This window comes from Bradyrhizobium sp. F1.13.3, from assembly GCF_040548265.1.
In the GTDB taxonomy this organism is placed as follows: domain Bacteria; phylum Pseudomonadota; class Alphaproteobacteria; order Rhizobiales; family Xanthobacteraceae; genus Bradyrhizobium.
The window spans coordinates 34,289-57,538 of sequence record NZ_JBEPRI010000021.1; the positions used below are offsets into that span (position 1 = coordinate 34,289).

General features: G+C 63.8%; 23 protein-coding genes. 9 read left to right on the plus strand and 14 right to left on the minus strand.

All coding sequences use genetic code 11. The annotated features are described in order from the left end of the window. Positions 1-170: 170 nt before the first annotated feature. The 11 genes from ABIB66_RS36900 to pncA form a co-directional block, all read right to left on the minus strand. Positions 171-1,031, minus strand: coding sequence for an ABC transporter permease (locus ABIB66_RS36900; protein WP_354258131.1), 861 nt, complete (start codon positions 1,029-1,031; stop codon positions 171-173). Further along, positions 1,028-1,957 (minus strand): ABC transporter permease, encoded by a 930-nt coding sequence (locus ABIB66_RS36905; protein WP_219684331.1) that lies wholly within the window; start codon positions 1,955-1,957, stop codon positions 1,028-1,030. Before ABIB66_RS36905 ends, ABIB66_RS36900 begins: the two co-directional genes overlap by 4 nt. After that, positions 1,957-2,949 (minus strand): ABC transporter ATP-binding protein, encoded by a 993-nt coding sequence (locus ABIB66_RS36910; RefSeq protein ID WP_354210005.1) that lies wholly within the window; start codon positions 2,947-2,949, stop codon positions 1,957-1,959. The genes ABIB66_RS36905 and ABIB66_RS36910 overlap by 1 nt, the downstream gene beginning before the upstream one ends. Then, entirely contained in the window at positions 2,946-3,929 is a 984-nt protein-coding gene (locus ABIB66_RS36915) for an ABC transporter ATP-binding protein (RefSeq protein ID WP_354210006.1), read from the minus strand. The genes ABIB66_RS36910 and ABIB66_RS36915 overlap by 4 nt, the downstream gene beginning before the upstream one ends. A 3-nt stretch (positions 3,930-3,932) precedes the next feature. Then, positions 3,933-5,570, minus strand: a complete 1,638-nt coding sequence (locus ABIB66_RS36920) for an ABC transporter substrate-binding protein (RefSeq protein ID WP_275172529.1) — start codon at positions 5,568-5,570, stop codon at positions 3,933-3,935. A gap of 29 nt (positions 5,571-5,599) precedes the next feature. Continuing rightward, positions 5,600-6,415, minus strand: coding sequence for a sugar phosphate isomerase/epimerase family protein (locus ABIB66_RS36925; protein WP_354258135.1), 816 nt, complete (start codon positions 6,413-6,415; stop codon positions 5,600-5,602). A 451-nt stretch (positions 6,416-6,866) separates the two neighbouring features. Next, entirely contained in the window at positions 6,867-8,156 is a 1,290-nt protein-coding gene (locus ABIB66_RS36930; RefSeq protein ID WP_354210008.1) for a DUF1236 domain-containing protein, read from the minus strand. A gap of 110 nt (positions 8,157-8,266) precedes the next feature. Continuing rightward, the gene (locus tag ABIB66_RS36935; protein WP_354059418.1) at positions 8,267-8,653 is read right to left on the minus strand and encodes a GrlR family regulatory protein; all 387 of its coding nucleotides are present in this window, start codon (positions 8,651-8,653) and stop codon (positions 8,267-8,269) included. Positions 8,654-8,667: 14 nt separating this feature from the next. Next, positions 8,668-10,701: an NAD(+) synthase gene (locus ABIB66_RS36940; RefSeq protein ID WP_354210009.1), complete on the minus strand. Its 2,034-nt coding sequence runs from the start codon at positions 10,699-10,701 to the stop codon at positions 8,668-8,670. A 151-nt stretch (positions 10,702-10,852) separates the two neighbouring features. Further along, the gene (locus ABIB66_RS36945; protein WP_354210010.1) at positions 10,853-11,968 is read right to left on the minus strand and encodes an alpha/beta fold hydrolase; all 1,116 of its coding nucleotides are present in this window, start codon (positions 11,966-11,968) and stop codon (positions 10,853-10,855) included. Positions 11,969-11,984: 16 nt separating this feature from the next. Next, on the minus strand, positions 11,985-12,623 hold the full coding sequence (gene pncA / locus ABIB66_RS36950; RefSeq protein ID WP_354210011.1) for a bifunctional nicotinamidase/pyrazinamidase: 639 nt from the start codon (positions 12,621-12,623) through the stop codon (positions 11,985-11,987). Between the two features lie 254 nt (positions 12,624-12,877). On the opposite strand from pncA, the gene glk reads away from it, so the two are divergent. The 3 genes from glk to ABIB66_RS36965 all read left to right on the plus strand — a co-directional run bounded on the left by glk (position 12,878) and on the right by ABIB66_RS36965 (position 14,495). Continuing rightward, on the plus strand, positions 12,878-13,849 hold the full coding sequence (glk, locus tag ABIB66_RS36955; RefSeq protein WP_354210102.1) for a glucokinase: 972 nt from the start codon (positions 12,878-12,880) through the stop codon (positions 13,847-13,849). Positions 13,850-13,993: 144 nt separating this feature from the next. Further along, positions 13,994-14,197: a hypothetical protein gene (locus ABIB66_RS36960; protein WP_018457896.1), complete on the plus strand. Its 204-nt coding sequence runs from the start codon at positions 13,994-13,996 to the stop codon at positions 14,195-14,197. A 142-nt stretch (positions 14,198-14,339) separates the two neighbouring features. Next, on the plus strand, positions 14,340-14,495 hold the full coding sequence (locus ABIB66_RS36965) for a hypothetical protein (RefSeq protein ID WP_007590942.1): 156 nt from the start codon (positions 14,340-14,342) through the stop codon (positions 14,493-14,495). A gap of 61 nt (positions 14,496-14,556) precedes the next feature. Here the strand turns inward: ABIB66_RS36965 and ABIB66_RS36970 are convergent, their stop codons facing one another. Together ABIB66_RS36970 and ABIB66_RS36975 are read right to left on the minus strand one after the other, a co-directional pair. Continuing rightward, on the minus strand, positions 14,557-14,934 hold the full coding sequence (locus ABIB66_RS36970) for a response regulator (protein ID WP_354210012.1): 378 nt from the start codon (positions 14,932-14,934) through the stop codon (positions 14,557-14,559). 111 nt (positions 14,935-15,045) lie between these two features. Next, positions 15,046-15,837, minus strand: coding sequence for a Spy/CpxP family protein refolding chaperone (locus ABIB66_RS36975; protein WP_354210013.1), 792 nt, complete (start codon positions 15,835-15,837; stop codon positions 15,046-15,048). A 482-nt stretch (positions 15,838-16,319) separates the two neighbouring features. On the opposite strand from ABIB66_RS36975, the gene ABIB66_RS36980 reads away from it, so the two are divergent. The 6 genes from ABIB66_RS36980 to ABIB66_RS37005 all read left to right on the plus strand — a co-directional run bounded on the left by ABIB66_RS36980 (position 16,320) and on the right by ABIB66_RS37005 (position 22,663). Further along, the gene (locus tag ABIB66_RS36980) at positions 16,320-17,660 is read left to right on the plus strand and encodes an ABC transporter substrate-binding protein (protein WP_354059404.1); all 1,341 of its coding nucleotides are present in this window, start codon (positions 16,320-16,322) and stop codon (positions 17,658-17,660) included. A 134-nt stretch (positions 17,661-17,794) separates the two neighbouring features. Further along, the gene (locus ABIB66_RS36985) at positions 17,795-18,733 is read left to right on the plus strand and encodes a carbohydrate ABC transporter permease (protein WP_275171099.1); all 939 of its coding nucleotides are present in this window, start codon (positions 17,795-17,797) and stop codon (positions 18,731-18,733) included. Continuing rightward, positions 18,733-19,644: a carbohydrate ABC transporter permease gene (locus ABIB66_RS36990; protein WP_027517994.1), complete on the plus strand. Its 912-nt coding sequence runs from the start codon at positions 18,733-18,735 to the stop codon at positions 19,642-19,644. The genes ABIB66_RS36985 and ABIB66_RS36990 overlap by 1 nt, the downstream gene beginning before the upstream one ends. Before the next feature lie 6 nt (positions 19,645-19,650). Further along, positions 19,651-20,751: an ABC transporter ATP-binding protein gene (locus ABIB66_RS36995; protein ID WP_354210015.1), complete on the plus strand. Its 1,101-nt coding sequence runs from the start codon at positions 19,651-19,653 to the stop codon at positions 20,749-20,751. A gap of 33 nt (positions 20,752-20,784) precedes the next feature. Then, positions 20,785-21,774 carry a hydroxyacid dehydrogenase gene (locus ABIB66_RS37000; protein WP_354258140.1) on the plus strand — a complete coding sequence of 330 codons (990 nt, stop codon included), beginning with the start codon at positions 20,785-20,787 and terminating at the stop codon, positions 21,772-21,774. 376 nt (positions 21,775-22,150) lie between these two features. After that, the gene (locus ABIB66_RS37005) at positions 22,151-22,663 is read left to right on the plus strand and encodes a DUF4145 domain-containing protein (RefSeq protein ID WP_354258143.1); all 513 of its coding nucleotides are present in this window, start codon (positions 22,151-22,153) and stop codon (positions 22,661-22,663) included. A 228-nt stretch (positions 22,664-22,891) separates the two neighbouring features. On the opposite strand, the gene ABIB66_RS37010 is transcribed toward ABIB66_RS37005, so the two are convergent. Further along, entirely contained in the window at positions 22,892-23,029 is a 138-nt protein-coding gene (locus tag ABIB66_RS37010) for a hypothetical protein (RefSeq protein ID WP_354258147.1), read from the minus strand. Positions 23,030-23,250 lie beyond the last annotated feature (221 nt).

Genomic DNA, 23,250 nt, shown 5'->3' on the forward strand with positions numbered 1-23,250 from the left:
GGAACTTGGGCCCGACCGGGCCTGATCGGCCTTGCGCAGGCCTCCCCTGCTCCCGGCGCGGGAGCACAGGCGATCTCAGCCGTCATGCCCGGGCTTGTCCCGGGCATCCACGTTCTTGATGCCGCGGAAAAGATCGTGGATGGCCGGGACAAGCCGGGCATGCAGAAGCATTATTGCAGCTCGGGATCGAGCCGGTCGCGCAGCCAGTCGCCGATCACGGAGACCGCCAGCGTGGTCACCACGATGGTGGTGGCCGGCGCCAGCATGATCCAGGGCGCCCGGGTCAGGTACTCGCGGCCGTAGCCGACCATGTTGCCGAGGCTGGTCATCGGCGGCTGCACGCCGAGGCCGAGAAACGACAGGCCCGACTCCATCAGGATCCCCTCGGGAAAGACCAGCGTGGTCGAGACGATCAGGGTCGAGGCGATGTTGGGCAGGATATGCCGGAGGTAAATCCGCGCCGGCGTCGCGCCGAGCTGGCGGACCGCCGCCGCATAGCCTTGCGCATTGGCCGAGATGGCAAGTCCCCGCGCGATCCTGGCGTAACGCTCCCAGCCGAAGAATCCCATCAGGCCGATCAGGAGCGGCAGCGAGTTGCCGAAGAAGGCGAGCACCGCGAGCGCCATGATCAGGAAGGGCATGCTGGCCTGGAAGTCGGACAGCATCAGCACGAGCTGCTCGACAGGCCCGCGGAAATGCGCGGCAAGGAAGCCGAGGGTGGTGCCGACGATGGCCGAGATTGCGGTGGCGCCGAACGCAATCAGGAGCGAGATGCGGATCGAGACGAGCAGCCGCGACAGCACGTCGCGGCCAAGCTCGTCGGTGCCGAGCCAGTGCGCGACATTGCCGGGTGTAGCGAGACGATTGCGCAGGTCGAGCTGGGTATAGCCGTAGGGGGCGATCTTCTCGGCGAAGGCCGCGATCACCAGCATCGCGACGATCCAGCCGATCGCGACGGCGACCGAGACCGGGATCGCCGGGAAGCTCATGCGGCGGCGGACAGACGTGTCCTTCAGCGTCGCGTCAGTCATGCATGCGCTCCTTTGGCGCGCAGCCGCGGGTCGAGGAAGCCGTAGAGGAAGTCGACGATCAGGTTCGAGGTGACCATGGTCATCGCCACCAGCAACAGAATGCACTGCACGACGGCGAGGTCGCGGTTGGCGACGGCGACGACGAGCAGGCGCCCTACCCCCGGCCACGAAAACACACTCTCGACCACGACCGCGCCCGCGATCAGCGTGCCCACCATGAAGCCCAGAATGGTAACGGTCGGAATCGCCGCGTTCGGCAGCGCATGCGACGTCACGACTTTTCGCCACGGCACGCCCTTCGCCGAGGCGGTGCGGATATAGGGCTGGCCCAGTACCTCCAGCATGGCGCTGCGCGTGAAGCGCGCCAGCACCGCGGCGCCGCCAAGGCTGAGTGTCACGATCGGCAGGATGGCGTGACGCCAGCTGTCCTGCCCGCCCGAGGGCAGCCAGCCGAGCTGCACGGCAAAAACCAGCACGAGCAGCAGCGCCAGTACAAAACTCGGCACGGTGAAGCCGGCGACCGCCGTCATCATCACCGCGCGGTCGATTCCCGAACCCCGATGCAGCGCGGCGTAGATGCCGGCGGGAATGCCGAGCGCGACCTTGAATGCGAAGGCCGGCAGCGTCAGCGCCAGCGTTGCCGGTATTCGCTCCAGCACAAGCTCGATCGCAGGCCGCCCGTCACGCATGGAACGGCCGAGCTCGCCTTTGGCGATCGCGCCAAAATAGTCGAGATACTGAAACCAGATGGGATCATCGAGGCCCCACGCCTTGCGGAAGGCGGCGAGGACCTCCGGCGGTGCTTCCGGTCCCAAAATCATCAAAGCAGGATCGCCCGAGAGACGCAGCACCACGAAGGCGAAGGTGACGACGAGCACGATCGTCAACGCCGCGCGTCCGATGCGAATGGCGAAATAGCGTCCCATCACGCCGCGTCCCGCGTCTCGACTTGCGGCCCGGTCACGAGATGACAGGCGACTTGCCTGTTGCCGCCGACGTTGGACAGCGCCGGCACCTCGCTGCCACAACGCGCGATCGCGCGCGGGCAGCGCGGATGGAAGGCGCAGCCCTGGGGACGGGCCGCCGGGTTCGGCGGATCGCCCGCCAGCACGATGCGGCCTGCGCTGCGGCGACCCGGCGCGGGCGATGCAGAAACCAGTGCCTGGGTATACGGATGCTCCGGCCGCGCGAACAGATCATCGGCGCACCCGATCTCGACGATGCGGCCGAGATACATCACGGCCACCACATTGCTGATCTGCCGGACCACCCGCAAATCGTGGCTGATGAAGAGCAGGGTCAGCGCAAGCTGCGCCTGGAGATCGGCGAGCAGATTCACCACCTGCGCCTGGATCGAGACGTCGAGCGCGCTGACCGGCTCGTCACAAACGAGAAAATCCGGCTTTGTCGCCAGCGCCCGCGCCAGCACGACGCGCTGGCGCTGTCCGCCGGAGAGCGCACCCGGATAGCGCGCGCCATGTGCGGGTGTCAGTTCGACCGCGCGCAGCAATTCGCGGACACGCTCCTCGCGCTCGAGGGGCGTACCGAGGCCGTGAATGTCCAAGGGCTCGCGGATTTGGGCGGCGACCGGCAACCGCCGGTCCAGCGCCCCCAGCGGATCCTGAAAGATCATCTGCATGTGCGCGCGTTGCGCACGCCATGCGGTCGTTCCGGGCGTGGCCATCGGCTTGCCGTCGAACCGCACCTCGCCCTGATCCGGCGGCTCGAGGCCGAGCACGATGCGGCCGGTGGTCGATTTTCCCGAGCCGGACTCGCCGACGAGGCCGAGCGTTTCGCCCTTGCGGATTGTCAGCGACACGCCATCGACCGCATGAACCGCGGCACTTCGGCCGAACATCCCGGAGCGCATGCTGTAGCTGCGCGAAATCGCGGAAACGTCGACGAGCGGACTGCTCATTCGGCAGCCATCCCGAGCAGCGCGCGACGCGAAGCCTCGGCGCGGACGCAGGCAACGGCGCGATCCGCCGCGATCGGCGCGAGGGTTGGGGCCACAACGCCGCACGGCGCCTCTGCGAGCGCACAACGCGGCGCGAAGGCGCATCCATCAGGCATCCTCGCGGGATCGGGCACGGTGCCGGGAATGGCGGTCAGGCGGCGCCTCGGCCCGTCGAGCGGAGGCAACGCGCCGATCAGGCCCTGCGCATAGGGATGGACGGGATCGGCGAAGAGCTGGTTCGCCGGCCCCTCCTCGACGATGCGGCCCGCATACATCACGGCCACGCGGTCGCAGTTTTCCGCGACCACGCCGAGGTCATGGCTGATCAGGACCATCGCCATGCCCATCTCGTGGCGGATGGTCGAGAGCAGCTCTAGAATCTGCGCCTGAATGGTGGCGTCGAGCGCGGTGGTCGGCTCGTCCGCGATCAGCAGGTCGGGATTTCCGGCGAGCGCCATCGCGATCATGATGCGCTGGACCTGGCCGCCGGAGAACTCATGCGGATAGGCTTCGAGCCTGCGCGCCGCGTCGGGGATGCCGACGAGATCGAGCAACCGCCGCGCTTCCGCTTTCACCGCGCCGCCCGAGAGATCGCGATGCAGCGCCAGGGACTCGCAGAGCTGCCGGCGGATGGTCAGCACGGGATTGAGTGCACTCGCGGGGTCCTGGAAGATCATCGCGACGCGTCCGCCCCTGATACGGTCGAGTTCGGCGGCCGGCGCACCAAGGATCTCGCAACCCTCGAGACGAACGGAGCCCGAAACGCGGGCATTCCGCGGCAAGAGCCCGAGTGCCGCAAGCCACGTCACCGACTTGCCGGATCCGGACTCGCCGACGAGGCCGAGCGCCTCGCCCTTGTGCAAGGCGAGATCGACACCGCGCAGGACCGGCACGCCGTGGAAGGCGACACTGAGGTCCCTGATGCTGATCAGCGGCGTCACCGATCAAGCCTCGAAATTGCCGGCGCGGAAATCCATCGCGAACGCCGGCGACGCCTTCCACTTGATCGACTTCGGCTTGGCCGTGAAGGTCGCGTTCTGGTGCAGCACCGTATAGGCTGGGTCTTCGCGCTCGGCGATCTCCAGCATGCGGCGGAACGCCTTCTTGCGGGCGGCCCGGTCGATCGAGGTTTCCAGGAACTCCGAAAGCGTGTTCAGCTCGGCATTGGTCCACTCGCCGATCTGCTGCTGCTGGCCGTTGGGTCCGTGCTGGGCAACCAGCGAGGACACCGGATCGTTGAAGGCGGCCGAGTTCGACCAGTCGCGTACCGCGCGCGTCGGCGCGCGTTCCATGATTTGCGACCAATTCTCCTTGGTCTCGATCTGGACGTTGAGGCCGACCGACTTCCACATCTCGACCAGCACCTGCGCGGTCGCGACCTGGTTGGTGTAGTAATTGTTGAGCAGGCGATAGGGAATCGGATCGCCCTTGTAGTTCGCCTGCTTCAGCAGGTCCTGCGCCAGCTTGGGATCGTAGGCCGGCACGTTCCAGTCGGCATTGAACATGTCGCCGTAGAACTCCCACTGCAGGCCCTTCGGGACGCGGGTGCGGCCGGCCCACAGGCTGTCGACGATCGCCTGGCGGTCGATCGCGTGGGTGAAGGCGCGCCTTACAAGCGGATTGGCGAGCTGGGCGTGGTTCTTGTCGAATACGGTCAGGCGATGATTGAGGATGGTGCCGCCCTGCACTTCGAAGGCTGAATTTTTCTCGATGCCGGCGATCTGGTCTGGCGGGATGTCGCAGGCAAACTGGTACTCGCCCGACAACAGGCCGTTGATGCGGCTCGCGACCTCGGGGACCTCGAGGAAGCGAATGCGCTTGAGCGGTGGACGACCGCCCCAATATTCGTCGTGCGCTTCGAGCGTCAGCGACACGTCGGGCTTGAGTTCGACGACCTTGTAGGGGCCTGTGGTAACAGGCTTGCGCGCCCAGTCGAGATAGCTCGCGGATTCAGCCCAGGCGCGACGGTTCGCGATGTCGGAGCCGTAGCGCGACAGCCGGCCCTCGATCGTGACGTCGGGCGTCGCGTTGTAGAAGCGCACCGTGTACTTGTCGACGGCATCGACGCGGACGAGATCCGGCCAGATCCGGCGTGCAACCGCCGGAACATCAGGCGGCAGCTCCTTGCCCGGCCGCGGCGTCGGGATCTTCTCGAAAGCCTGGATGGTGCTGCGGCTCTTGGCTTCGGTCTCGCCGAACATACGCTCGCGGCTGAACGTGAAGACGACGTCCTCGGCCGTCAGCTCGTCGCCATTGTGGAATTTGACGCCCTGGCGCAGCTTCACCTCCACAGTCTGGTCGTCGATACGGCGCCACTCGGTGGCAAGCCCCGGCACGGCCTCAAGGCTGCCGCGCCAGTTCTTGGAGATCAGGCCTTCCCAGATCGACGAGAAGAACACGCGCTCGCCGACATTGGACTGCTCGCGCAGCACGTCGAGCACGTTCGAATTGGTCACCTTCTGGACGGCAATCGTCACCGAAGGACGGTTGTCGGCCTGCGCGATGGCAAAACGCGGCAGAAGCAGTGTGCTTGCGGCAGCGCCGCCTGATTTCAGAATGGTGCGACGGGTAAGCTTGCTCATGACGGGAACCCCTGCCCTGGATGATGCGGTTATTCGGCGAGACCAAGCGCGGCGAGATGGGCTGCGCCGGCGCGGACGTCGTCGTGATTGCGAAGTTCGAGGATCAGGCGGGGGTTGGAATTCAGCCGGCCCAGCGCGCGGAATACGGCCACCCACGGGATATTGCCTTCGCCCGGGGCCCAGTGCCGGTCGGCAAAGCCATCGGTGTCCTGCAGGTGGACATGCGTCAGCATGTCGCCGGCGGTCTCGACATAGTAGTCGACCGGCGGCGCGCCGGTGGAGATGTGCGCGTAGTTGGCGTGGCCAGTGTCGAGGGAGACGCGCACCTTGCTGCTTTCGATCGCCTTGGCGAGACGCACGCGATCGCGCGGATCCTTGTCCTCGATGTTCTCGATCACGATCTCGCAGCCGATGGTTTCGGCGCGCACAATCACCTCGGCGAGTGTCGCCTTGCCGCGTTCGACGATATTCACGCGATTATCTGGATGGAGATCGAGATTGTTGTGGTCCCAGGTCGTGAACGGCGAATGGATCACCATCTGCGTCGCGCCGAGGAACTCGGCGGCATCCAACCCCTGAAGCAGACGTCGGGTCACCGCCTGACGGATCATGGGATCGTGGCTGTCGATCTTGAAGCCCCAGAACGGGCCGTGGATGCCGAGCCGGCCGGTATGGCCCGAAAGCATCTGCTTGATCTCGCCGGCCGTGCTCCGCCAATCGCTATCGAGCAGATCCGCGCGAAAGAAATCCTGGATTTCGAGGTCGCGCTGCCGTTCGAGAAGCCAGTCGCGATGCGCAGGGATCGATTTGATGGACAATGCGGCGCCCAGTACCGGCTTCGACATGACTTGCTCCTCGGCCGTCAACAATGACGGGAGCAGCGCTAGACCAGTTCAATGACAGGCCGGTGAAATGCAGGTTCCGAAGCGCTGAGGAGATGTGGACATCCCGGCGATCGCGTGCATCGAATTCAGGCAATGCGATTGCGGCGCGTGCAGACGCATGCATCCGGGCGCGGATCAAGCGCGTTCGAGTCCGTAGTGATCCGGAATGGAATCCTATTCCGATGTCGCGTACATCGCGGGACATCGATCGGCGGCCTTCCAAGGGCATCACCCTCTGATCGCGCTACATGGGGTTGGGGGACCACATGGGGCGGGGGGATCAAAGGCTGAGGCAAGGTTACGAGGTCCGGACTCCTAGGCACTCCGGACCTCGGGACTTTCAAGATTGAACGTGATTTCGCGCCGCCGGCTTGATCAGCCGTGCGGCGCGAAGTCGTTTTGTGGGTGTTTCTTAACGCGTCTGCGGCTCGATCGTCACCGTGCAGTCGCCCTGCCCTTGCGTCGCCACCACGATGTTACCCGCGGGAGCACCGAGGGCGATCGGCGCGGACGAGCCGCCGCCGGGCATCTGGACCGTCACGCTCAGGGAATCGGTTCGCGCGGTCGAGCCTACGGTCGAGGGTTCTGCCTGGGCCACATTGCCCGACGCGTCACGCCGCATGATCTGGCAGTTCACATTACTGCCCCCGGCGCTGTCCCCGGCGGCCGCCATGCTCGATGAGGTGCCGCCGCTCATTTGGGCGCGGGCTCGCGACGGATCGCGAGGCACCTGGCTGACGATGCGATGGGTCCGCGGCTCCACAATGACGACCTCGTCACCCGTTGAGAAATACTCGTAGTCTCGATACTCGGGCTCGATCGCGACGATCTCGGGCGGAAGCCTGTGAAGGCGCACGCGCGAGGGAATGGTCTCGCCGACCCGGATCGAGATGTTCAGATTACGCTCCGGCTCCGCCAGGCGTGCGCGGCTCACCGTTTCGGAGATCCGCACCTGCTTCTCGGACGTCACCTGGGTCTGCTGATTGACCTGCGTGTTGGTCTGGGTCGTCTGATTGGCTTGATTGGTCTGCGTGCCCGAGGTGGCAGGCGCGGTCTGCGCATTGTTGGTCGGGGCCGTCCGGTTTGTGTCGGTGGCGGTGGCCGGTCGGTTGTTCTGCTGCGCCGGCGGCTGCTGCTCGGCCGCATTGCGCGGCGGCTGGGTCTGGTTGCGCTCGTTCTGGTTGGCCGCCGTGCCCGGGCGCTCGTTCTGCTGGCCAGTCGAGCCGGACTTGGACTTCTCGGACTCCGCCGTTGATTTCTGCGGCGCGGACTTATCCTGCTTCGTCTCGGCGCTGCTCTTGCTGTCGCGTCCCGGCTTGGTGTTCTCGGCGTCGCGGTTGCGATCGCGCGAAGGCTCCCGGGAGGGCTCGCGGGAGTCTTGGGCCTGATCCTTCGACTTCGGCTGGTTGCGCTCGGCAGAACTGGCCGGCTGGCGCTTGTCGTCACTCGCGTCCTGCCTGGCAGCGCCGCCCTTCTCCTCGCGGCCGGCGCCCTGCGATCTCTCCTGGGCGCCCTGCGCGCGCTCTTGAACACGCTCTTGAACGTGCTCTTGGGCGCCGCCGCGCTGCGGCGCAGCGCCTTTCGCTGGCTCCTCGGTCCGTCTCGGCTCGTCCCTTCGCTCACCGGGCGCCTGGGCGTAGGCGATGCCGGAAGCAAGCATCAGTCCGATAGCTGCGGTCGATAACATCAAGTGCTTGCGCATGGTCCCTCTCCTCGGAAATTCGCAACAACAGACGCGAACGTTCTATGGGTGCGAAGGTTCCTGACCAGGAACGAGGGCCGATCACGCGGGTCTCACATTTCAGGCGGGTCTCACATCGGGTCCTTCAGCGTGAGCCGCGCCGTGAATGTCACGCTGGTCTTGCCAACCAGCGCCATGCCTTCGACTTCGGCGCCGTCGGCGGAATAGTCGCCTGAAAAGCCGCAGGTCACTTCCCTGCCACCGAACGCGAGCGGCTTGCCAACGGCCTCGGTGTGCTGATTGACGGTCATATCGCCGCGCCATTTCCCGTTCCGGAACGTGTAGCTGCCGGTGTAATAGAAATAGCTGTCGCCGCCCATGATACGGCCATCGCAGAGCACGACGACGCCTTTGGCCTGGCCGCGCTTGCCGTCGCGCATCTCAATCTCAAAGATGTAAAGGCCGTTGAGGACCTTCTTTGGGTTGCCGCCCTGCTCGGGCCCATCGCCGGCCGACATCGCTCACCTCCCGATCAGTTCGGCACATTCCGTTCGAGATCTTCAAGCCACGCCGCCGCGCTCGAATCCGACGGCGCACGCCAGTCGCCCCGCGGCGACAATGAGCCGCCGGCCGAAACCTTGGGGCCGTTCGGCATCGCCGAGCGCTTGAACTGGCTGAAAGCGAAGAAGCGGCGCAGGAACACCTCCAGCCAGCGGCGGATCTCCTTGAGATCATAGGCCTTGCGCCTATCGGTCGGGAACGCCGGCGGCCATTCGCCCTGGGCAACGTCCTTCCAGGCCTGCAGCGCCATGAACGCGATCTTCGACGGCCGCATGCCGAACCGCAGCGTGTAGAACAGGTTGAAATCCTGAAGCTCGTAGGGACCGACGGAGGCTTCCGTGCTTTGCGGCTTCTCGCCGGGCTCGACCGGAACCAGTTCAGGCGAGATTTCAGCAATCAGGATCGAGCCAAGCGTCCGATTGACGTCGTCGCTGAACTGCTTGGAGGCAATCACCCAGCGGATCAGATGCTGGATCAGCGTCTTCGGCACCCCGGCGTTGACATTATAGTGCGCCATCTGGTCGCCGACGCCGTAGGTGCACCAGCCCAGCGCGAGCTCGGAGAGATCGCCGGTTCCGATGACGATGCCGCCATGATGGTTGGCTAGCCGGAACAGATAGTCCGTGCGCAGGCCCGCCTGCACGTTCTCGAATGTGACGTCGTAGACCTTCTCGCCCTTGCCGAAGGGATGACCGATATCCTTCAGCATCTGCGTCGCCGTGGTGCGAATGTCGAGCTCCTGCCAACTCGTCTGCAACGCCGTCATCAGCGCCAGCGCATTGGTCTTGCTCTCGCTGCCGGTGGCAAAGCCGGGCATCGTGTAGGCGAGAATGTTCTCGCGCGGCAGGCCAAGAAGATCGACGGCCTTGGCAGCGACGATCAGGGCGTGGGTGGAATCGAGCCCGCCCGATACGCCGATGACGACGCGCTTGGTGCCGGTCGCCCGCATGCGCTGGACGAGGCCGGCGACTTGAATGTTGTAGGCCTCATAGCAGTCCTGCTCGAGCAAGCTCTCGTCGCTCGGCACGAACGGAAAGCGCTCGACCTTGCGCAGGAAGCCGATATCGGCGGCCGGCGGCTTCAGGGCGAAGCCGACTTTCCGGAAGAAGGCCTCGCGCTGCCGGCGATTGTCGTCGAACGTTCCCATCAGCGCGCGTTCCTGCCTGAGCAGGTCCAGATCGACATCAGCCAGCGTGATCTGGCCGCCCTGCCGGAACCGCTCGCCCTCGGCCAGCAGCACGCCGTTTTCGTAGATCGAGGTCTGGCCGTCCCAGGCAAGATCGGTGGTCGATTCCCCTGCCCCGGCCGCGGAATAGACGTAGGCTGCGAGACAGCGGGCCGAAGTCGATTGACACAAGAGCGCGCGCGAGCGGGCGCGGCCGATCGTGATCGGGCTGCCCGAGAGATTGATCAGCACGCTCGCGCCCGCGAGCGCGAGCTCGGAGGCTGGCGTCACCGGGATCCACATGTCCTCGCAGATCTCGACGCCGATGGTCAGGCCCGGAACGTCGTCGGCCGCGAACAGGAGGTCGATGCCGAACGGGGCATGCAGCCCGCCAAAGGCGACCATCTCTCCGACGATGCCCGCACCGGAGGCGAAATGCCGTCCCTCGTAGAATTCGCGATAGGTCGGCAGGTAGCTCTTGGGCACGACGCCGAGGACTTTGCCGCGATGGATGACGGCCGCGCAATTGTAGATCCGATTGCCAAAGCGCAGCGGCGCGCCAACGATCAAAACGGTCATCAAGGACGAGGATGCCTCGACGATGGCCACGAGCCCGCGCTCGACTGCATCGAGCAGCGGATCCTGCTTCACCAGATCTTCGATCGCATAGCCGCACAGGCACAGCTCGGGAAACACGGCAACCGCCACCGATTGCGCGTGGCAGTCCTTCGCCGTCGCCAGAACCGCAGCCGCGTTTGCGGTGGGATCGGCCACATGAGAGGTGGTGACGCAGGCCGCCACACGCGCAAATCCGTGGGCATAGATCGAGTGGAAACTCATCGAGCACAGTCCCTTTGTCTCGTCGCGACCGGCCTCCGCCAGCTCTGGACTCCATTTAACCCATCGACATGGCCCCGTGCAGGCCCTTCAACGGCATGCATAACGGATTTGCAGCTTCGCTGCCCGGCGCCGCGACCCTTTGGGGGCAGTCTCAGGCGCTGCGCGCCAGCGTGCCGGGCAGATCATCGCGCAGCCACTCGGCGATCCGGAGCCAGGCATGAGCGTGGGTCCGCGCGCCCATGAACAGGCCAAGATGGTTGCTGGGCTCGGAGGTCGCCGTGATGAAGGCCGGTGGGGTGCCGAGCAAGCCGGCGGTGGCGAGCGCCTGCGCAGCCGGCACGACGTCGTCATCGAGCCCGCCCAAAAGGAAGACCGGCGCCTTGACGTCCTTCAGATCTGTCACGCGGCCGAGTGCCGTGAACTGGCCGCGCGCGATCCGGTTCTCCCGGAAAATCCAATTGACGATCTCGAGATAATAGGTGCCGGGCAGATTGAGAGGCTCGGCGTTCCAGCGCTCGAACCGTGCCAGCAGCGCCGCACCCTTCTCGCCGGAGAGGTCTCTCTGCAGCGCCGTCGCGATATCGTCGCGGCTCGGCGCCTTCGACCAGACACGCAGCATCTCCTCGCCGCTGACATTGCCGCCCCCGCGCGCGACGAGCTGGTCGTAGACCATCGCCGGCGCGTTGCGGGCGAGCTGCGACAGCCTGGAGTCGATCGAGAGGTCGACGGGCGCGCCTGCTAGCACCAGCCGCCGCACCTTGGCGGGAAAGCGCGCCGCATAGAGCAGCGACAGCCAGCCACCCTGGCACAGGCCGACGAGATCGACCGGCGCGCCGATCTCGTCGATGGCGACGTTGAGATCGCCGAGATAGCTGTCGATCGAGAGATAGCGCATGTCGGGTGCGGCCGAGCGCCAGTCGGTAAGATAGACCCGGTCGATGCCGCCATTTTGTAGGGATTGCAGCACGCTGTGGCCGGGGGCGAAGTCGGCGATCAGGGCCCGGTGCAGCGCATAGGGCGCGCAGACCAGTGCCGGCTGGCCGGACCCCATCCGCGTGCAATCGCGCAGGCGCATGGTCGCAAGCTCCAGCGCGACAGAGTTGGGCGTGGTCCACGGCAGGCTGCTATCGGTCGGCTCCGGCGAGCCGCGCTCGAGCCATCCGAAGCAGGCGTCCATGGCAAGCCGAGCCGCTGCGAACGGCCACAGCAGCGGGTCATCGGGGACCGGCCCCGGTGCGCGCTGCTGTTTTCCGGTCTTCTCCGCCATGGCTATCTCACGGCGCTCACAGGAAGGCCTCGAAGCTGACGAGCGAAATACCGCGCTCCCGAAAACTCTGATGGGTCGCTGCCACCGAGCCGTCGAGATCGATGCCGCGGCAGGCGTCCTCGATGACGGCGACCTCGAACCCCGCCTTGCGCGCATCCTCCGCCGAGAAGCGGACGCAGAAGTCGAACGCGAGGCCCGCCACGAAGACGGTGTTCAACTCGCGTTCGCGCAAATATCCGAGCAGGCCGGTCGGCGTCTTCCTGTCGTTCTCGAACAGCGCCGAATAGGAATCGATGCCGCGCCGAAACCCCTTCCGCACCACCAGACTTGCGCGAGCGGCGTCGAGATCGCGGTGAAATTCAGCGCCCGCCGTGCCCTGGACGCAATGGCTCGGCCAGAGCACCTGGACGCCGTAGTCAAGCACGATGGTCTGGAACGGCTGTTTGCCCGCATGGTTCGGCGCAAAGGAGACATGATCGCGGGGATGCCAGTCCTGCGTCAGCACCACATTGGCGAATTTTTGGGCGATCCGATTGATGGCGGGGACGACTTTCTCGCCGCCGGGCACCGCGAGCGCCCCGCCCGTGCAAAAATCGTTCTGCACGTCGATGACCAGCAACACGTCCCGGTCGGAAATCTTCATCGCAAGGTCCATTAAAGGCCATCCCGCGCGACCGGCGCCGAACGCACGTCTCCAGTGTCGATCTTCCCGCGCTCCTTCGCAACCACCCGCAGGTGCGGCCATCTGCGCAAATGCCCCCGTCGGTCCCGGGATGCAACGGTTTGGGCTCATGCGTGTTGACTAGATCCACCCGGGGACGGATTCTGATAAGCCGTTCGCAACTTGCGATCGGATAGAGCGGAGGAAGCGGTTCCCGCAGCCAAAAGGGCTGCGGCAGCCATATGGACATGACCATCGGCAAGACAGGACAGATTCTTCTCGCCGATATCGGCGGCACCAATGCGCGCTTCGCGCTCAGTCAGGGCAACCAGACCGGACCGATCGACTACGTCAAAGTGGCAGACTTTCCGACCGTCCGGGAAGCCATTGCCGATGTTCTCGTGCGTCACTCCGACGGCAAACCGCCCCCAAGGGCCGTGCTGGCCGTCGCGGGCCCGGTGACCAACAACCGCTGCGTCATGACCAACAGCCCGTGGGTCATCGACGGCAATGAGCTCCAGCCGGCCCTGGGCTTCGACAGCGTCCATGTTCTCAACGATTTCGAAGTGGTGGCCTGGTCCCTCCCCGCCCTGCAGCCCGCCGACCTGATCCCGCTCGGCGGACAAGATGGCCTTCCCGGAGAGCCGTTGCTGGTGGTTGGCCCTGGAACCGGCTTTGGCGTTTCCTGCCTGGTCGAGCGCCACGGCTCACGTCTGGCCGTCGTCACCGAGGCCGGCCACGCCACCTTGCCGGCGGAGGACGAGCGCGAGGAACGCGTGATCGCGTGCATGCGCCGACGGCTCGGCCACGTCTCCATCGAGCGTGGCGCGTTGTCCGGTTCCGGCCTGCAAAGCCTCTACGAGGCGCTGGCCGAGGTGGAAGGCGCTCAGGTGCCGCATCGCGATGCCGCCGCCATTACGAAGGCGGCGTTGGAGGGCAGTTGCGAGCTCTGCCGCGCGACGCTGGAGATGTTTTGCGCCATCCTCGGCTCGGTCGCGGGCAATCTCGCGGTGACCTTCGGTGCCCGCGGCGGCGTCTATATCGCCGGCGGAATCGTGCCGCGCTTTCCCGAGTTCCTTGCAGCCTCCGCATTCCGGGCGCGCTTCGAAGCCAAAGGACGCTTCCAGGATTATCTGCGCAACATCCCGACCAGGCTGGTCACGAAACCTGATGCGAGTTTCCTCGGCCTGACGATGTTCGCGGAGCACAACCAGCCTTAACGGCGCGCGTCTCCGTTCGCGCGAGTTCGAGTAATTCACAGCTGATTAACGAGCACGCGCGCCCGAAGCGGGATCATGCTTGCGCGCACGTCTCGGATGAGAAACAATCCTGGCTTGTGTGTGGCGTAGTTGCGGGGGCGTGACATGCGTAAGCAGGATTTGGGTTTCGACTATCACCGCTATCACCGCCTGCTGCTCGAGGCGGACGACGAGGGCAAGCGGCTGGCGCTGATCGAGCTCTTGATCGAGGAAAAGGCGCGTGACCGCCTCGCCGCCCAGCGCGCTTCGGACCGCGCCGCCATGACAGCCCATACCATCGCTACGGTGTTGAAGAACGGGCGCCACTGAACGAGTGATCGCGCTCCAGTGCCTGAAAATGCGGGATCGATTGCGATTACGTTAACGATCCCTCGAAAGCTCGCGTCAAACTTTTTGCTGTAGGAGTTCCCTTACCTGATCCAATTCAGGGGCAACAAAGGGGGGAATGAACATGAGCATGATTTCGATCGCCGCGATGCCGGCCACCATCGAAACGCGTTTGGCCGATTCTTCGTTCAAGACCATCTTGCTGTTTTGCTGCACGGGCCTGGTCGCCTCGTTCGGCCTGATGGCGCGCGGCATCGATCTCGGCGCCGGCCTGATGTGAGACCGCGACGAATTCCGTCGCGAATGGCCGCCCTGACGGGCGGCCATTTTCTGTTTTGGTCTCAGTGCGGCGTCTTCGCTGCTGCTTCCGGAAACATCGAATCGATCATCGCTTTGAGCTGATCGATCGAAATCGGCTTGCGCAGGATCGGCCGACGCCGGAGCAAGGATGGCAGCAGCTCCGGGCCGTAGCCCGTGGCAAACAGAAACGGCTTGCCGCGGCGCTCGATCAGGTCGGCGACCGGATCGACGTAGAGGCCCTTGAGATTAATGTCGAGGATCGCAAGATCGTACTGCGCGGTCATGGCGAAAGCACTGGCGTCCCGGACATTGTCCGCTTCCGCGGCGACGTGGTGGCCGAGTTCCTCCACCATGTCCGCCATCATCATCCGGATCAACGTCTCGTCTTCGACCAGGAAAACGGAGAGTCCGTCCGCCATATCAACCCCGCAATCAGCTTCCGAAGCTAATCATAACCGAATCGCGAAGAGGATTCACGACTTCGTGGCGGGGGCCGTTAATTCAAACGCGCCCGATCCGATTCAACTTGATCAATCCAGTCCTCGTTCGTGGCTGAGCCGCACCATCTCCTGTACGAAGACCTGCTTTTGCTTGTCATCGAGGCTCGAATAGAGGGGCTCGGCGGCGTCGGCGACATTGCGTTGGTCGGCAGCGCGGTCGATGAGGAATTGGGCCTCGTTGCGCATCTGCTCGACGATGTCGTCGGGCGGATCCCGCTTGGCGCGCGCAACCCGCAGGTTGAGCCGCTCGGCACCGTTATGCCCGAGGTAGTGCATGGCGCTCGAGAAGCCGTACCAGTGCTTCTCCTGGTCAGGCGTGAGGTTCAGTTCGGCCTTGATCCGCTCGATGTAGGAGTCGCTGTTGGTGACGATCTGGTCGGCGGTCAATTGCGGCGCGCCGGTCTGGGTGAGGACCGTGACATCCTTGTCCTGCGGCGCGTTCTTCGCCTCCTTGCTCGCCTTGGCGCCCTTGCCTGACTTGGCGCTCTTGGCGTCCTTGTCCTTGCCGGCACCCTGCTTGGCGTCCTTGGCAGCGTCCTTGCTCGAGTCCTTGCTCGGATCTTTGGCGGCAGGCGCCTGATTGCCATTATTGCCAACGCCGAGCACGCCGGTGAAGACACCGACCACACCGCCGATCGCGCCGCCGAGCACGCCGCCGACCGGACCAGCCGCCTTGTTCCCCGCCGCGGCTCCTTCCTGAACCCCCTTGACCAGGCCTTGAGCGTTCGCCACCGCGGCTGCGCCGAGCAACATCACGAGAACGGACCCCAGCGCGAACCATCGTCGCAGGTTAAGCCGCGCGGGAGGCGCCGGGTTGATCATTCTGGTCTCCATCTCGATTTGTCGGGCTGTTGGGGGTGAGAACCCCTCGCCAGTTGCAACTCTATCGTTTTCACCGCTTCGAGGTCTAGCCGCCGCAAATGCTATCCACGCCCGAAAAGTGTTTGGCGCGAGGCGCTTATGCAGGCTTATTCGAAACTGCGGCGTATTTGCGCATGTATCGCCCGGGCGGACGGCGCAAAGTGTGCGTCGCAAAACGGCCGAGCGTGGTTCATGGCCCGCGCACGACCATCGAGCGCACTGCCGCGTTCCCGGACACAACGTTAGTTCTAGGCGCAAGCCGTTCGGCTTTCTCGACAGACGCCATCAATCATGATCTGATCGCGCTACCAATTTGCCTTCGAAGCCGACGGCATCAATAAGAAACGTCGAACAAGAAACTTTCAAAAACAAAATCAAAAGTAGAACTCGGAAGAGTTCAGAGGAAACGCCAGAACAATAAAACACCCAAGCGAGGAAACGAGATGTCACGCAAGACACTGACGCGACGTCAATTTGTGGCTGCCACTGCAATGTCCTCTGCGGCGCTGATCACGGCGCCCTATGTCCGGGGCGCCTACGCCGCCGGTAAGCTCTCGATCGGCTTCTGGGACCACTGGGTGCCGGGCGCCAACAAGGCCTCCACCGACCTCGTCAACGAATGGGCGGCGAAGGAGAAGGTCGAGGTCTCCATCGACTACATCACCAGCAACAACAAGAAGCTCGAACTGACCGTCGCCGCCGAGGCGCAGGCGAAATCCGGTCACGACATTCTCCAGATGCCGACCTGGTGGCCGCACGCCTATGCGGACCAGCTCGAGTCGGTCAGCGACATCATGGAGCCGATCATCAAGCAGAACGGCGAGGTGAACGGCACGACCAAATATCTCGGCCAGGCCGGCGGCAAATGGCTTGCCGTCCCTGCCACCGTCGGCAGCCAGATCAAGGGCCCCTGCTCGCGCATCGACCTGATGAAGAAGCATGCCGGCATCGACGTTCAGGAGATGTATCCGGCCGGTGGCGTGCCCAAGGACGAGAACTGGACGATGGACGCCTTTCTCAAGGCCGCCGAAGCCTGCAACAAGGCCGGCGTCCCGTTCGGGATCGGACTCGGCGAGACCACCGACAGCGTCGATACCGCTGGCGCGATCTTCCAGTCGTTCGGCGCCGAGCTCGTCAACGCCAAGGGCGACATCACCGTAAAGACTGACGCCGTGCGTCAGGCTCTCGAATTCTACAAGAAATTGATCGCGGTGCTTCCGGCGGATGCGGCCTCCTGGGATGATGCGTCCAACAACAAATGGCTGATCTCAGGCCGCGGTGCACTGATCCTGAATCCGCCGAGCTCATGGGCCGTCGCCAAACGCGACGCACCACAAGTCGCCGAGCAATGCTGGACGCACGGCATGCCGGCCGGTCCGAAGGGCCGTTTTGCACCCTTCCTGCCGTATTTCTGGGGCGTCTGGGCGTTCGGCAAGAACAAGGAAGCCGCCAAGAGCCTGCTGACCCATCTGTCGCAACCGTCATCGATCGAAAAGTTCGTCGCGGCGAGCGGCGGCTACGATCTCCCGGCTTTCGCGAACATGACGAAGCTGAAGACGTGGGCTGAGGAAGGGCCGCCGAAGGGCACGCTCTATAGCTATCCCGACCCACATGGCCGCCAGACGATGTCGATCGCGGCCTCGCCGGCGCCGCCGAAGATCGCACAGCAGATCTACTCCCAGGCGACGCTGACCAAACTGGTGCTGCGTTACGCACGGGGCGAGACCATCGAGCAGGCGCTCGCCTGGGCCGAGGGCGAGTGCGAAGGCTTCATGCGGAGCTGATGCCGGGCATGTGCCGTGGCGGTTCACGCGTTCGCGCGTGAGCCGTCCGGGATTCACCCTTTCCATCGCCTTCCAAGGGATGCCGACCGATGCGGGCGGCTTCCCTTTCTAACGTCCCGTAAGAAAGTCTGACCATGGCCGATGTCGTCGTTCAGCAAGCTCGCTCCGTCCGTGCCGCGAGCCCGCGCAAACGGGCGAGCCTCAAAAATGCACTCCGGCGGAAGTCGACGATGGCGTTCTTCCTGACGCTGCCGCTGATTCTCCTGATCGCGCTGTTCGTGCTCTATCCTGCCTTCTACTCGATGCATCTCGCCACGCTGAACAAGTCGATGCAGAAGTTCGTCGGCTTGAGCAATTTCACCTTCCTGTTCAAGCGCGACACCTTCTGGATGGTGGTGAGGCAATCCTGCATCTTCGCCCTCACCGCGGTGTTCTTCAAAGCGCTGATGGGCTTCATTGTCGCTCATTTCGTCCACAACCTTCCGGCCAAGGGCCAGCGCAAGTGGCGCGGCATGCTGCTGGTGCCCTGGGTGATCCCGCCGGCGATGAGCACCCTGGCCTGGCTGTGGCTGTTCGATCCCTCCTACAGCGCCTTCAACTACACGCTGTCGTTCTTCGGTGTCGGCCCGATTCCCTGGCTTGGCGACACCTTCTGGGCCCGTTTCTCCGTCATTCTCGTCAACGTCTGGTACGGCGCACCGTTCTTCATGATCATGTATCTGGCCGCGCTTAAATCGGTGCCGGACCAGCTCTACGAGGCTGCCGCCATTGACGGCGCCAATTGGTGGCAGAAGATCTGGCACATCACCCTGCCGATGATGCGCAACATCATCGCCATCACGACGCTGTTCTCGTTGATCGTCACCTTCGCCAATTTCGACATCGTGCGCATCCTGACCTCGGGCGGCCCGTTGGATTCGACGCATCTGTTCGCCACCTGGGCCTTCCAAGTCGGAATCCAGAGCAGCGATATTCCGCTCGGCGCATGCGTCTCGCTGTTCATGGTACCGATCCTCGCAGTCGCGGCGATCTTCATCCTGCGCGATGTCAACAAACGTGGGAACGAAGCCTGATGAGCACGCTTGCAATCGACAAGGGCGGTCCCACGCGCAAGGTCAAGTACCGGAGCATGAGCCGGGATCGGACCTGGGCGCTGCGCTGGTCCTACTTCTTCCTGGTGCTGTTCGCGATTTTTTCGCTCGTCCCGCCGATCTACATGCTGATCACTTCCCTCAAGAGCAGCGCGGAGATTTCGGCGGCGACCAATCCCTGGTGGGTATTTCATCCCACCCTGGCGAACTACGTCGAGCTGTTGACGTCGAACCAGTTTTTGCGCTTCTTCTGGAATTCGGCGGTCGTCTCCATCGTCGTTGTGTGCGTCACCATGCTGATCAGCATTCCTGCGGCCTTCGCGCTGGCAAGGATGAAGTTCTGGGGCTCGACGACGCTCGCGACCGGTGTTTTTCTGACCTACCTGGTTCCGGACAGCCTGTTGTTCATTCCGCTGTTCAAAATGCTCGCAGCGGTCCAGGACATCACCGGCATCACGCTCCTCAACCGATGGTACGTGCTGCTGTTCATCTATCCGACGCTGACCGTGCCGTTCTGCACCTGGATCATGATCGGTTATTTCGCCTCGATCCCGAAGGAGCTGGACGAGGCGGCTCTCATCGACGGCGCCTCATGGCTCCAGACCCTGACGCGGATTTTCATCCCCGTCGCCCTGCCCGGCCTGATCGCGGCGACCATCTTCGCCTTCACTGTCTCATGGGCGCAGTTCCTCTATCCCCTGGTGTTCACGACATCCATCGACCAGCTCGTGCTGCCGGTCGGCATCACCACCACGCTGATCAAGGGCGACGTCTTCAATTGGGGTCAGATCATGACCGGCGCGCTGCTGGGCGCGGCCCCGCCGCTGATCATCTACGCCTTCCTGATGGACTATTACATTGCCGGCCTGACCGCCGGCGCGACAAAGGGTTGATGTCTTATGGCTGAAGTTGCGTTGCGGAAGGTCGTCAAGCGTTACGATGAGGTCGAGGCGGTGCGCGGCATCGATCTCGACATCTCGGACCATGAGTTCATCGTGCTGGTGGGGCCATCGGGCTGCGGCAAGTCGACGACATTGCGGATGATCGCGGGACTCGAGGACATCACCGACGGTGACATCATGATCGGCGGGGACGTCGTCAACGACGTGCCGCCGAAGGACCGCGACATTGCGATGGTGTTTCAGAACTACGCGCTCTATCCGCACATGACCGTCGCGGAGAACATGTCGTTCGGGTTGCGGCTCAAGCACTATCCCAAAGCCGAAATCAAGGCGCGGGTGACCGAGGCCGCCCGCCTCCTCGACATCACCGACCTGATCGACCGCAAGCCGAAGCAGCTCTCCGGCGGTCAGCGCCAGCGCGTCGCCATGGGGCGGGCGATCGTGCGCAACCCAAAAGTCTTCCTGTTCGACGAGCCGCTATCCAATCTGGACGCCAAGCTGCGCGTGCAGATGCGGATCGAGATCAAGAAGGTGCACCAGAAGGTGCGTACCACGACGGTCTACGTCACCCACGACCAGGTCGAGGCGATGACGCTGGCAGATCGCGTGGTGGTGATGAACAAGGGCCGCATCGAGCAGATCGGCACCCCGAACGAGCTCTACCACAAGCCGGCGACGCGCTTCGTCGCGGGCTTCATCGGCTCACCGGCGATGAACTTCATTCCGTGCCGGCTCGAGGACGTCGGCGGCAAGCTCAACATCCGCCTGACGGACCGCATCTCGTTCCCGTTGCCGTCGGCCCGCGCCGCCCGTTACAGCGCGCTGCCCCGAGCCGAAAACCTGTTGCTCGGCATCCGTCCCGAACATCTCACGGAATCGCATGCCCATCTGGAGCCGGGAGTCGAGACCTTCGACACTGTGCTTGATGTCACCGAGCCAATGGGAATGGAGACGCTGGTCTATTTCGGCCTGGAAGGCACGCCAATTTGCGGCCGTGTCGATCCCAATGCGGGCGCCAAGGACGGCGGCCCCATGCGTTTGGCGATGGACCTCAACAATATGCACCTGCTAAACGAGGCGACCGGCGTCGTATTGTGACGACCGGTCGGGAAACTCGCGCAGGTAGGAACGATGTCGACCAACAAGAAGAAAATCTTTGTCACGCAAACTTTGTCGCAAGGGGCGCGCGCCCTCCTCACCCAGCGAGATGACATCGAGCTCATCGAGTTTCCGAACCTGATCTCCGCTAGGGATTTCGAGGCCTTGCTGAAGAGCCACGCGCCGGTCCATGGCGTGGCGCTCGGCGCCACCGCTTTCGGCGAGACCGAGCTCGAAGCCTCAAAGGATATGAAGGTGGTGACCCGGATCGGCGTCGGCTACGACGCCGTCGACGTTCCCGCCCTCTCCCGCCGCAAGGTGCCGCTGATGGTCGCGGGCAGCGCGAACTCGCCCTCCGTCGCCGAGCAGGCGCTGTTCATGATGCTGACACTGGCCAAACGCGCGCAGGAGATGCACGCCTGCGTCAAGGACGGCAAATGGGCCGACCGCCTCGGCATGCTGCCGTTCGATCTCTACGGCAAGACCGTCCTCATCATCGGCTTCGGCCGCATCGGCACCCGCACCGCCAAGCGCTGCCTGGCGATGGACATGAATGTGCAGGTCTATGATCCCTACAAGGGAGTCGCAGAGATCAAGGCGGCAGGCTGCGAGCCGGTCGCCGATCTCGATGCCGCGCTGCCACACGCCGATTTCGTCACCATCCACTGCCCGAAGACGCCGGAGACTGTCGGCCTGTTCGACGCGGCGCGGATCGGACGGATGAAGCCGAAATCCTACCTCATCAACACCGCGCGCGGCGGCATCGTGAAGGAGGCGGCGCTGTACGACGCACTGGTCTCGGGCAAGCTCGCCGGTGCCGGCATCGACGTGTTCGAGGTCGAGCCGCCGCCGGTCAGCAACGCGCTGTTCGCGCTGCCCAACGTCATCATGGCCCCGCATGTTGCGGGCGTCACGGTCGAGGCGGTGAGCCGGATGAGCGAGCAGACCGCGCGAAACATTCTGAGTGTGCTGGACGGCGATCCCATCCGGCAGAACATCATCAATCAGGACGTCTTATCGTAGCCTCTAAGATATTGAATAATATCATCTTTCTTGCAATTTAGCGGCCCTAAAAGTCTACTGGGGTGGCTGCGGGGGTAACAAAAAAGGCCCGCCAAAAGGCGGGCCTGCTGATGCGGGCGGTTGCCGTAGCTCCTTCTCAACGCGATCATCACTCGCCCGAACGAACGATTCGATGAATTGTGGGAAGATCCAGCCCGACATGCCTACCGAACTACTGAACGACCAAAAGAGTGTTCGCGCCAACTGCCCCGAGTGTAAAGGTGCTGTCACCACTTTCGAGGCTCACGCTCCGTCTGGCGGTCTACAGCGCCAACGAACCCACGCAATCGCAGATCAGTACTATCTTCTTAAATGCGCCGGATGTGGCCGCGGCGGGATGTCGTGCGTCGAATCCACCCACATAAGCTCAAGTCAGGGCTCTAGAACCTCCTATCGCCTTCGCCAGTTTTTCCCTTCGAGTGTAGAGAGCTTCTCGCTTCCAGAGCATGTGCCTGCGGATTTAGCCAGCGAGTTTCGCGAGGCCGAACTTGTCGCATCTGTCCAGGCTTGGCGTGCCGCTTCCGCACTGATGAGGTCCACCTTGGAAAAGGCGCTGAAGCATAGCGGCTATACCAAGGGCCCACTGGCCCGATTAATCGACGAAGCCGCCTCTGACGGCGCCATCACCGCTGCTCGATCCGTCCGGGCTCATGACGAAATTCGGGTGCTGGGGAACGACGTTCTACACGACGATTGGAGGGAGATCAGTCGCGAAGAGTTTGAGCTCTCGCACCGGTACACGCAGCGAATCCTTGAAGATCTTTATGATGACCGTATATCGGTCCTTAAGCTGCTGACAAGCAAAGGTCGCAAACCAGCGGATGCTGAGACGCTTGCAGACCCCGCATAACTCAGGCGACCTCTAAGCAGAGGCCCCGCCAGCAATGCGGACGGGGCCTCTTTATTTTAAGCAGCCGCCCCGATGCCGCTCGGCACGTTGCCCTCCGCCTCTAACTCCGGAACGCTCGCGCCGATCCGGTCGACGTCGCGCTGGAAGCGTCGCAGCGCTGAACGGCTGCACACAACAAAAAGGGCCGCCCTGAGGGCGGCCCTTTGCGCTGGATTGACTGCGAGGTGATTAATAGAGAACGCCGATGTCGCCCAACATGTCGGCGCTATAGATGCTGAACAGCTCGGAGCACTTGTTGACCAGCTCGATCATGCCGGTTGTGGTCATCGTAATGATGACGGGATCACCCCCCGCAAGAGGCTTCATCTGGATCTCAACAAGTGCAGCCGCGGGCCGCTGGGGCGAGGCCTCCGAGCGGACGTATCTCATCTTGTGAGCCTCGACGAGCGGCGGACTTGCGATCGCGATGGTGCAGCATGATACTTGAGTAGCCTGGGACATGGTCGCTCCGTGTTCTAGGTGAGGGCCGGCCGTGGTGTTTGCGCACCCGGCCGGCCCGCCCACCTTTGTCGGCGCGCGCAGCGGCT

Bases quoted from the DNA above. Each gene is read 5' to 3' on its own strand.
- ABIB66_RS36900 (WP_354258131.1), bottom strand. From the start codon at position 1,031: ATGACTGACGCGACGCTGAAGGACACGTCTGTCCGCCGCCGCATGAGC.
- ABIB66_RS36905 (WP_219684331.1), bottom strand. From the start codon at position 1,957: ATGGGACGCTATTTCGCCATTCGCATCGGACGCGCGGCGTTGACGATC.
- ABIB66_RS36910 (WP_354210005.1), bottom strand. From the start codon at position 2,949: ATGAGCAGTCCGCTCGTCGACGTTTCCGCGATTTCGCGCAGCTACAGC.
- ABIB66_RS36920 (WP_275172529.1), bottom strand. From the start codon at position 5,570: ATGAGCAAGCTTACCCGTCGCACCATTCTGAAATCAGGCGGCGCTGCC.
- ABIB66_RS36925 (WP_354258135.1), bottom strand. From the start codon at position 6,415: ATGTCGAAGCCGGTACTGGGCGCCGCATTGTCCATCAAATCGATCCCT.
- ABIB66_RS36930 (WP_354210008.1), bottom strand. From the start codon at position 8,156: ATGCGCAAGCACTTGATGTTATCGACCGCAGCTATCGGACTGATGCTT.
- ABIB66_RS36935 (WP_354059418.1), bottom strand. From the start codon at position 8,653: ATGTCGGCCGGCGATGGGCCCGAGCAGGGCGGCAACCCAAAGAAGGTC.
- ABIB66_RS36940 (WP_354210009.1), bottom strand. From the start codon at position 10,701: ATGAGTTTCCACTCGATCTATGCCCACGGATTTGCGCGTGTGGCGGCC.
- ABIB66_RS36945 (WP_354210010.1), bottom strand. From the start codon at position 11,968: ATGGCGGAGAAGACCGGAAAACAGCAGCGCGCACCGGGGCCGGTCCCC.
- pncA (WP_354210011.1), bottom strand. From the start codon at position 12,623: ATGGACCTTGCGATGAAGATTTCCGACCGGGACGTGTTGCTGGTCATC.
- glk (WP_354210102.1), top strand. From the start codon at position 12,878: ATGACCATCGGCAAGACAGGACAGATTCTTCTCGCCGATATCGGCGGC.
- ABIB66_RS36960 (WP_018457896.1), top strand. From the start codon at position 13,994: ATGCGTAAGCAGGATTTGGGTTTCGACTATCACCGCTATCACCGCCTG.
- ABIB66_RS36965 (WP_007590942.1), top strand. From the start codon at position 14,340: ATGAGCATGATTTCGATCGCCGCGATGCCGGCCACCATCGAAACGCGT.
- ABIB66_RS36970 (WP_354210012.1), bottom strand. From the start codon at position 14,934: ATGGCGGACGGACTCTCCGTTTTCCTGGTCGAAGACGAGACGTTGATC.
- ABIB66_RS36975 (WP_354210013.1), bottom strand. From the start codon at position 15,837: ATGATCAACCCGGCGCCTCCCGCGCGGCTTAACCTGCGACGATGGTTC.
- ABIB66_RS36980 (WP_354059404.1), top strand. From the start codon at position 16,320: ATGTCACGCAAGACACTGACGCGACGTCAATTTGTGGCTGCCACTGCA.
- ABIB66_RS36985 (WP_275171099.1), top strand. From the start codon at position 17,795: ATGGCCGATGTCGTCGTTCAGCAAGCTCGCTCCGTCCGTGCCGCGAGC.
- ABIB66_RS36990 (WP_027517994.1), top strand. From the start codon at position 18,733: ATGAGCACGCTTGCAATCGACAAGGGCGGTCCCACGCGCAAGGTCAAG.
- ABIB66_RS36995 (WP_354210015.1), top strand. From the start codon at position 19,651: ATGGCTGAAGTTGCGTTGCGGAAGGTCGTCAAGCGTTACGATGAGGTC.
- ABIB66_RS37000 (WP_354258140.1), top strand. From the start codon at position 20,785: ATGTCGACCAACAAGAAGAAAATCTTTGTCACGCAAACTTTGTCGCAA.
- ABIB66_RS37005 (WP_354258143.1), top strand. From the start codon at position 22,151: ATGTCGTGCGTCGAATCCACCCACATAAGCTCAAGTCAGGGCTCTAGA.
- ABIB66_RS37010 (WP_354258147.1), bottom strand. From the start codon at position 23,029: ATGAAGCCTCTTGCGGGGGGTGATCCCGTCATCATTACGATGACCACA.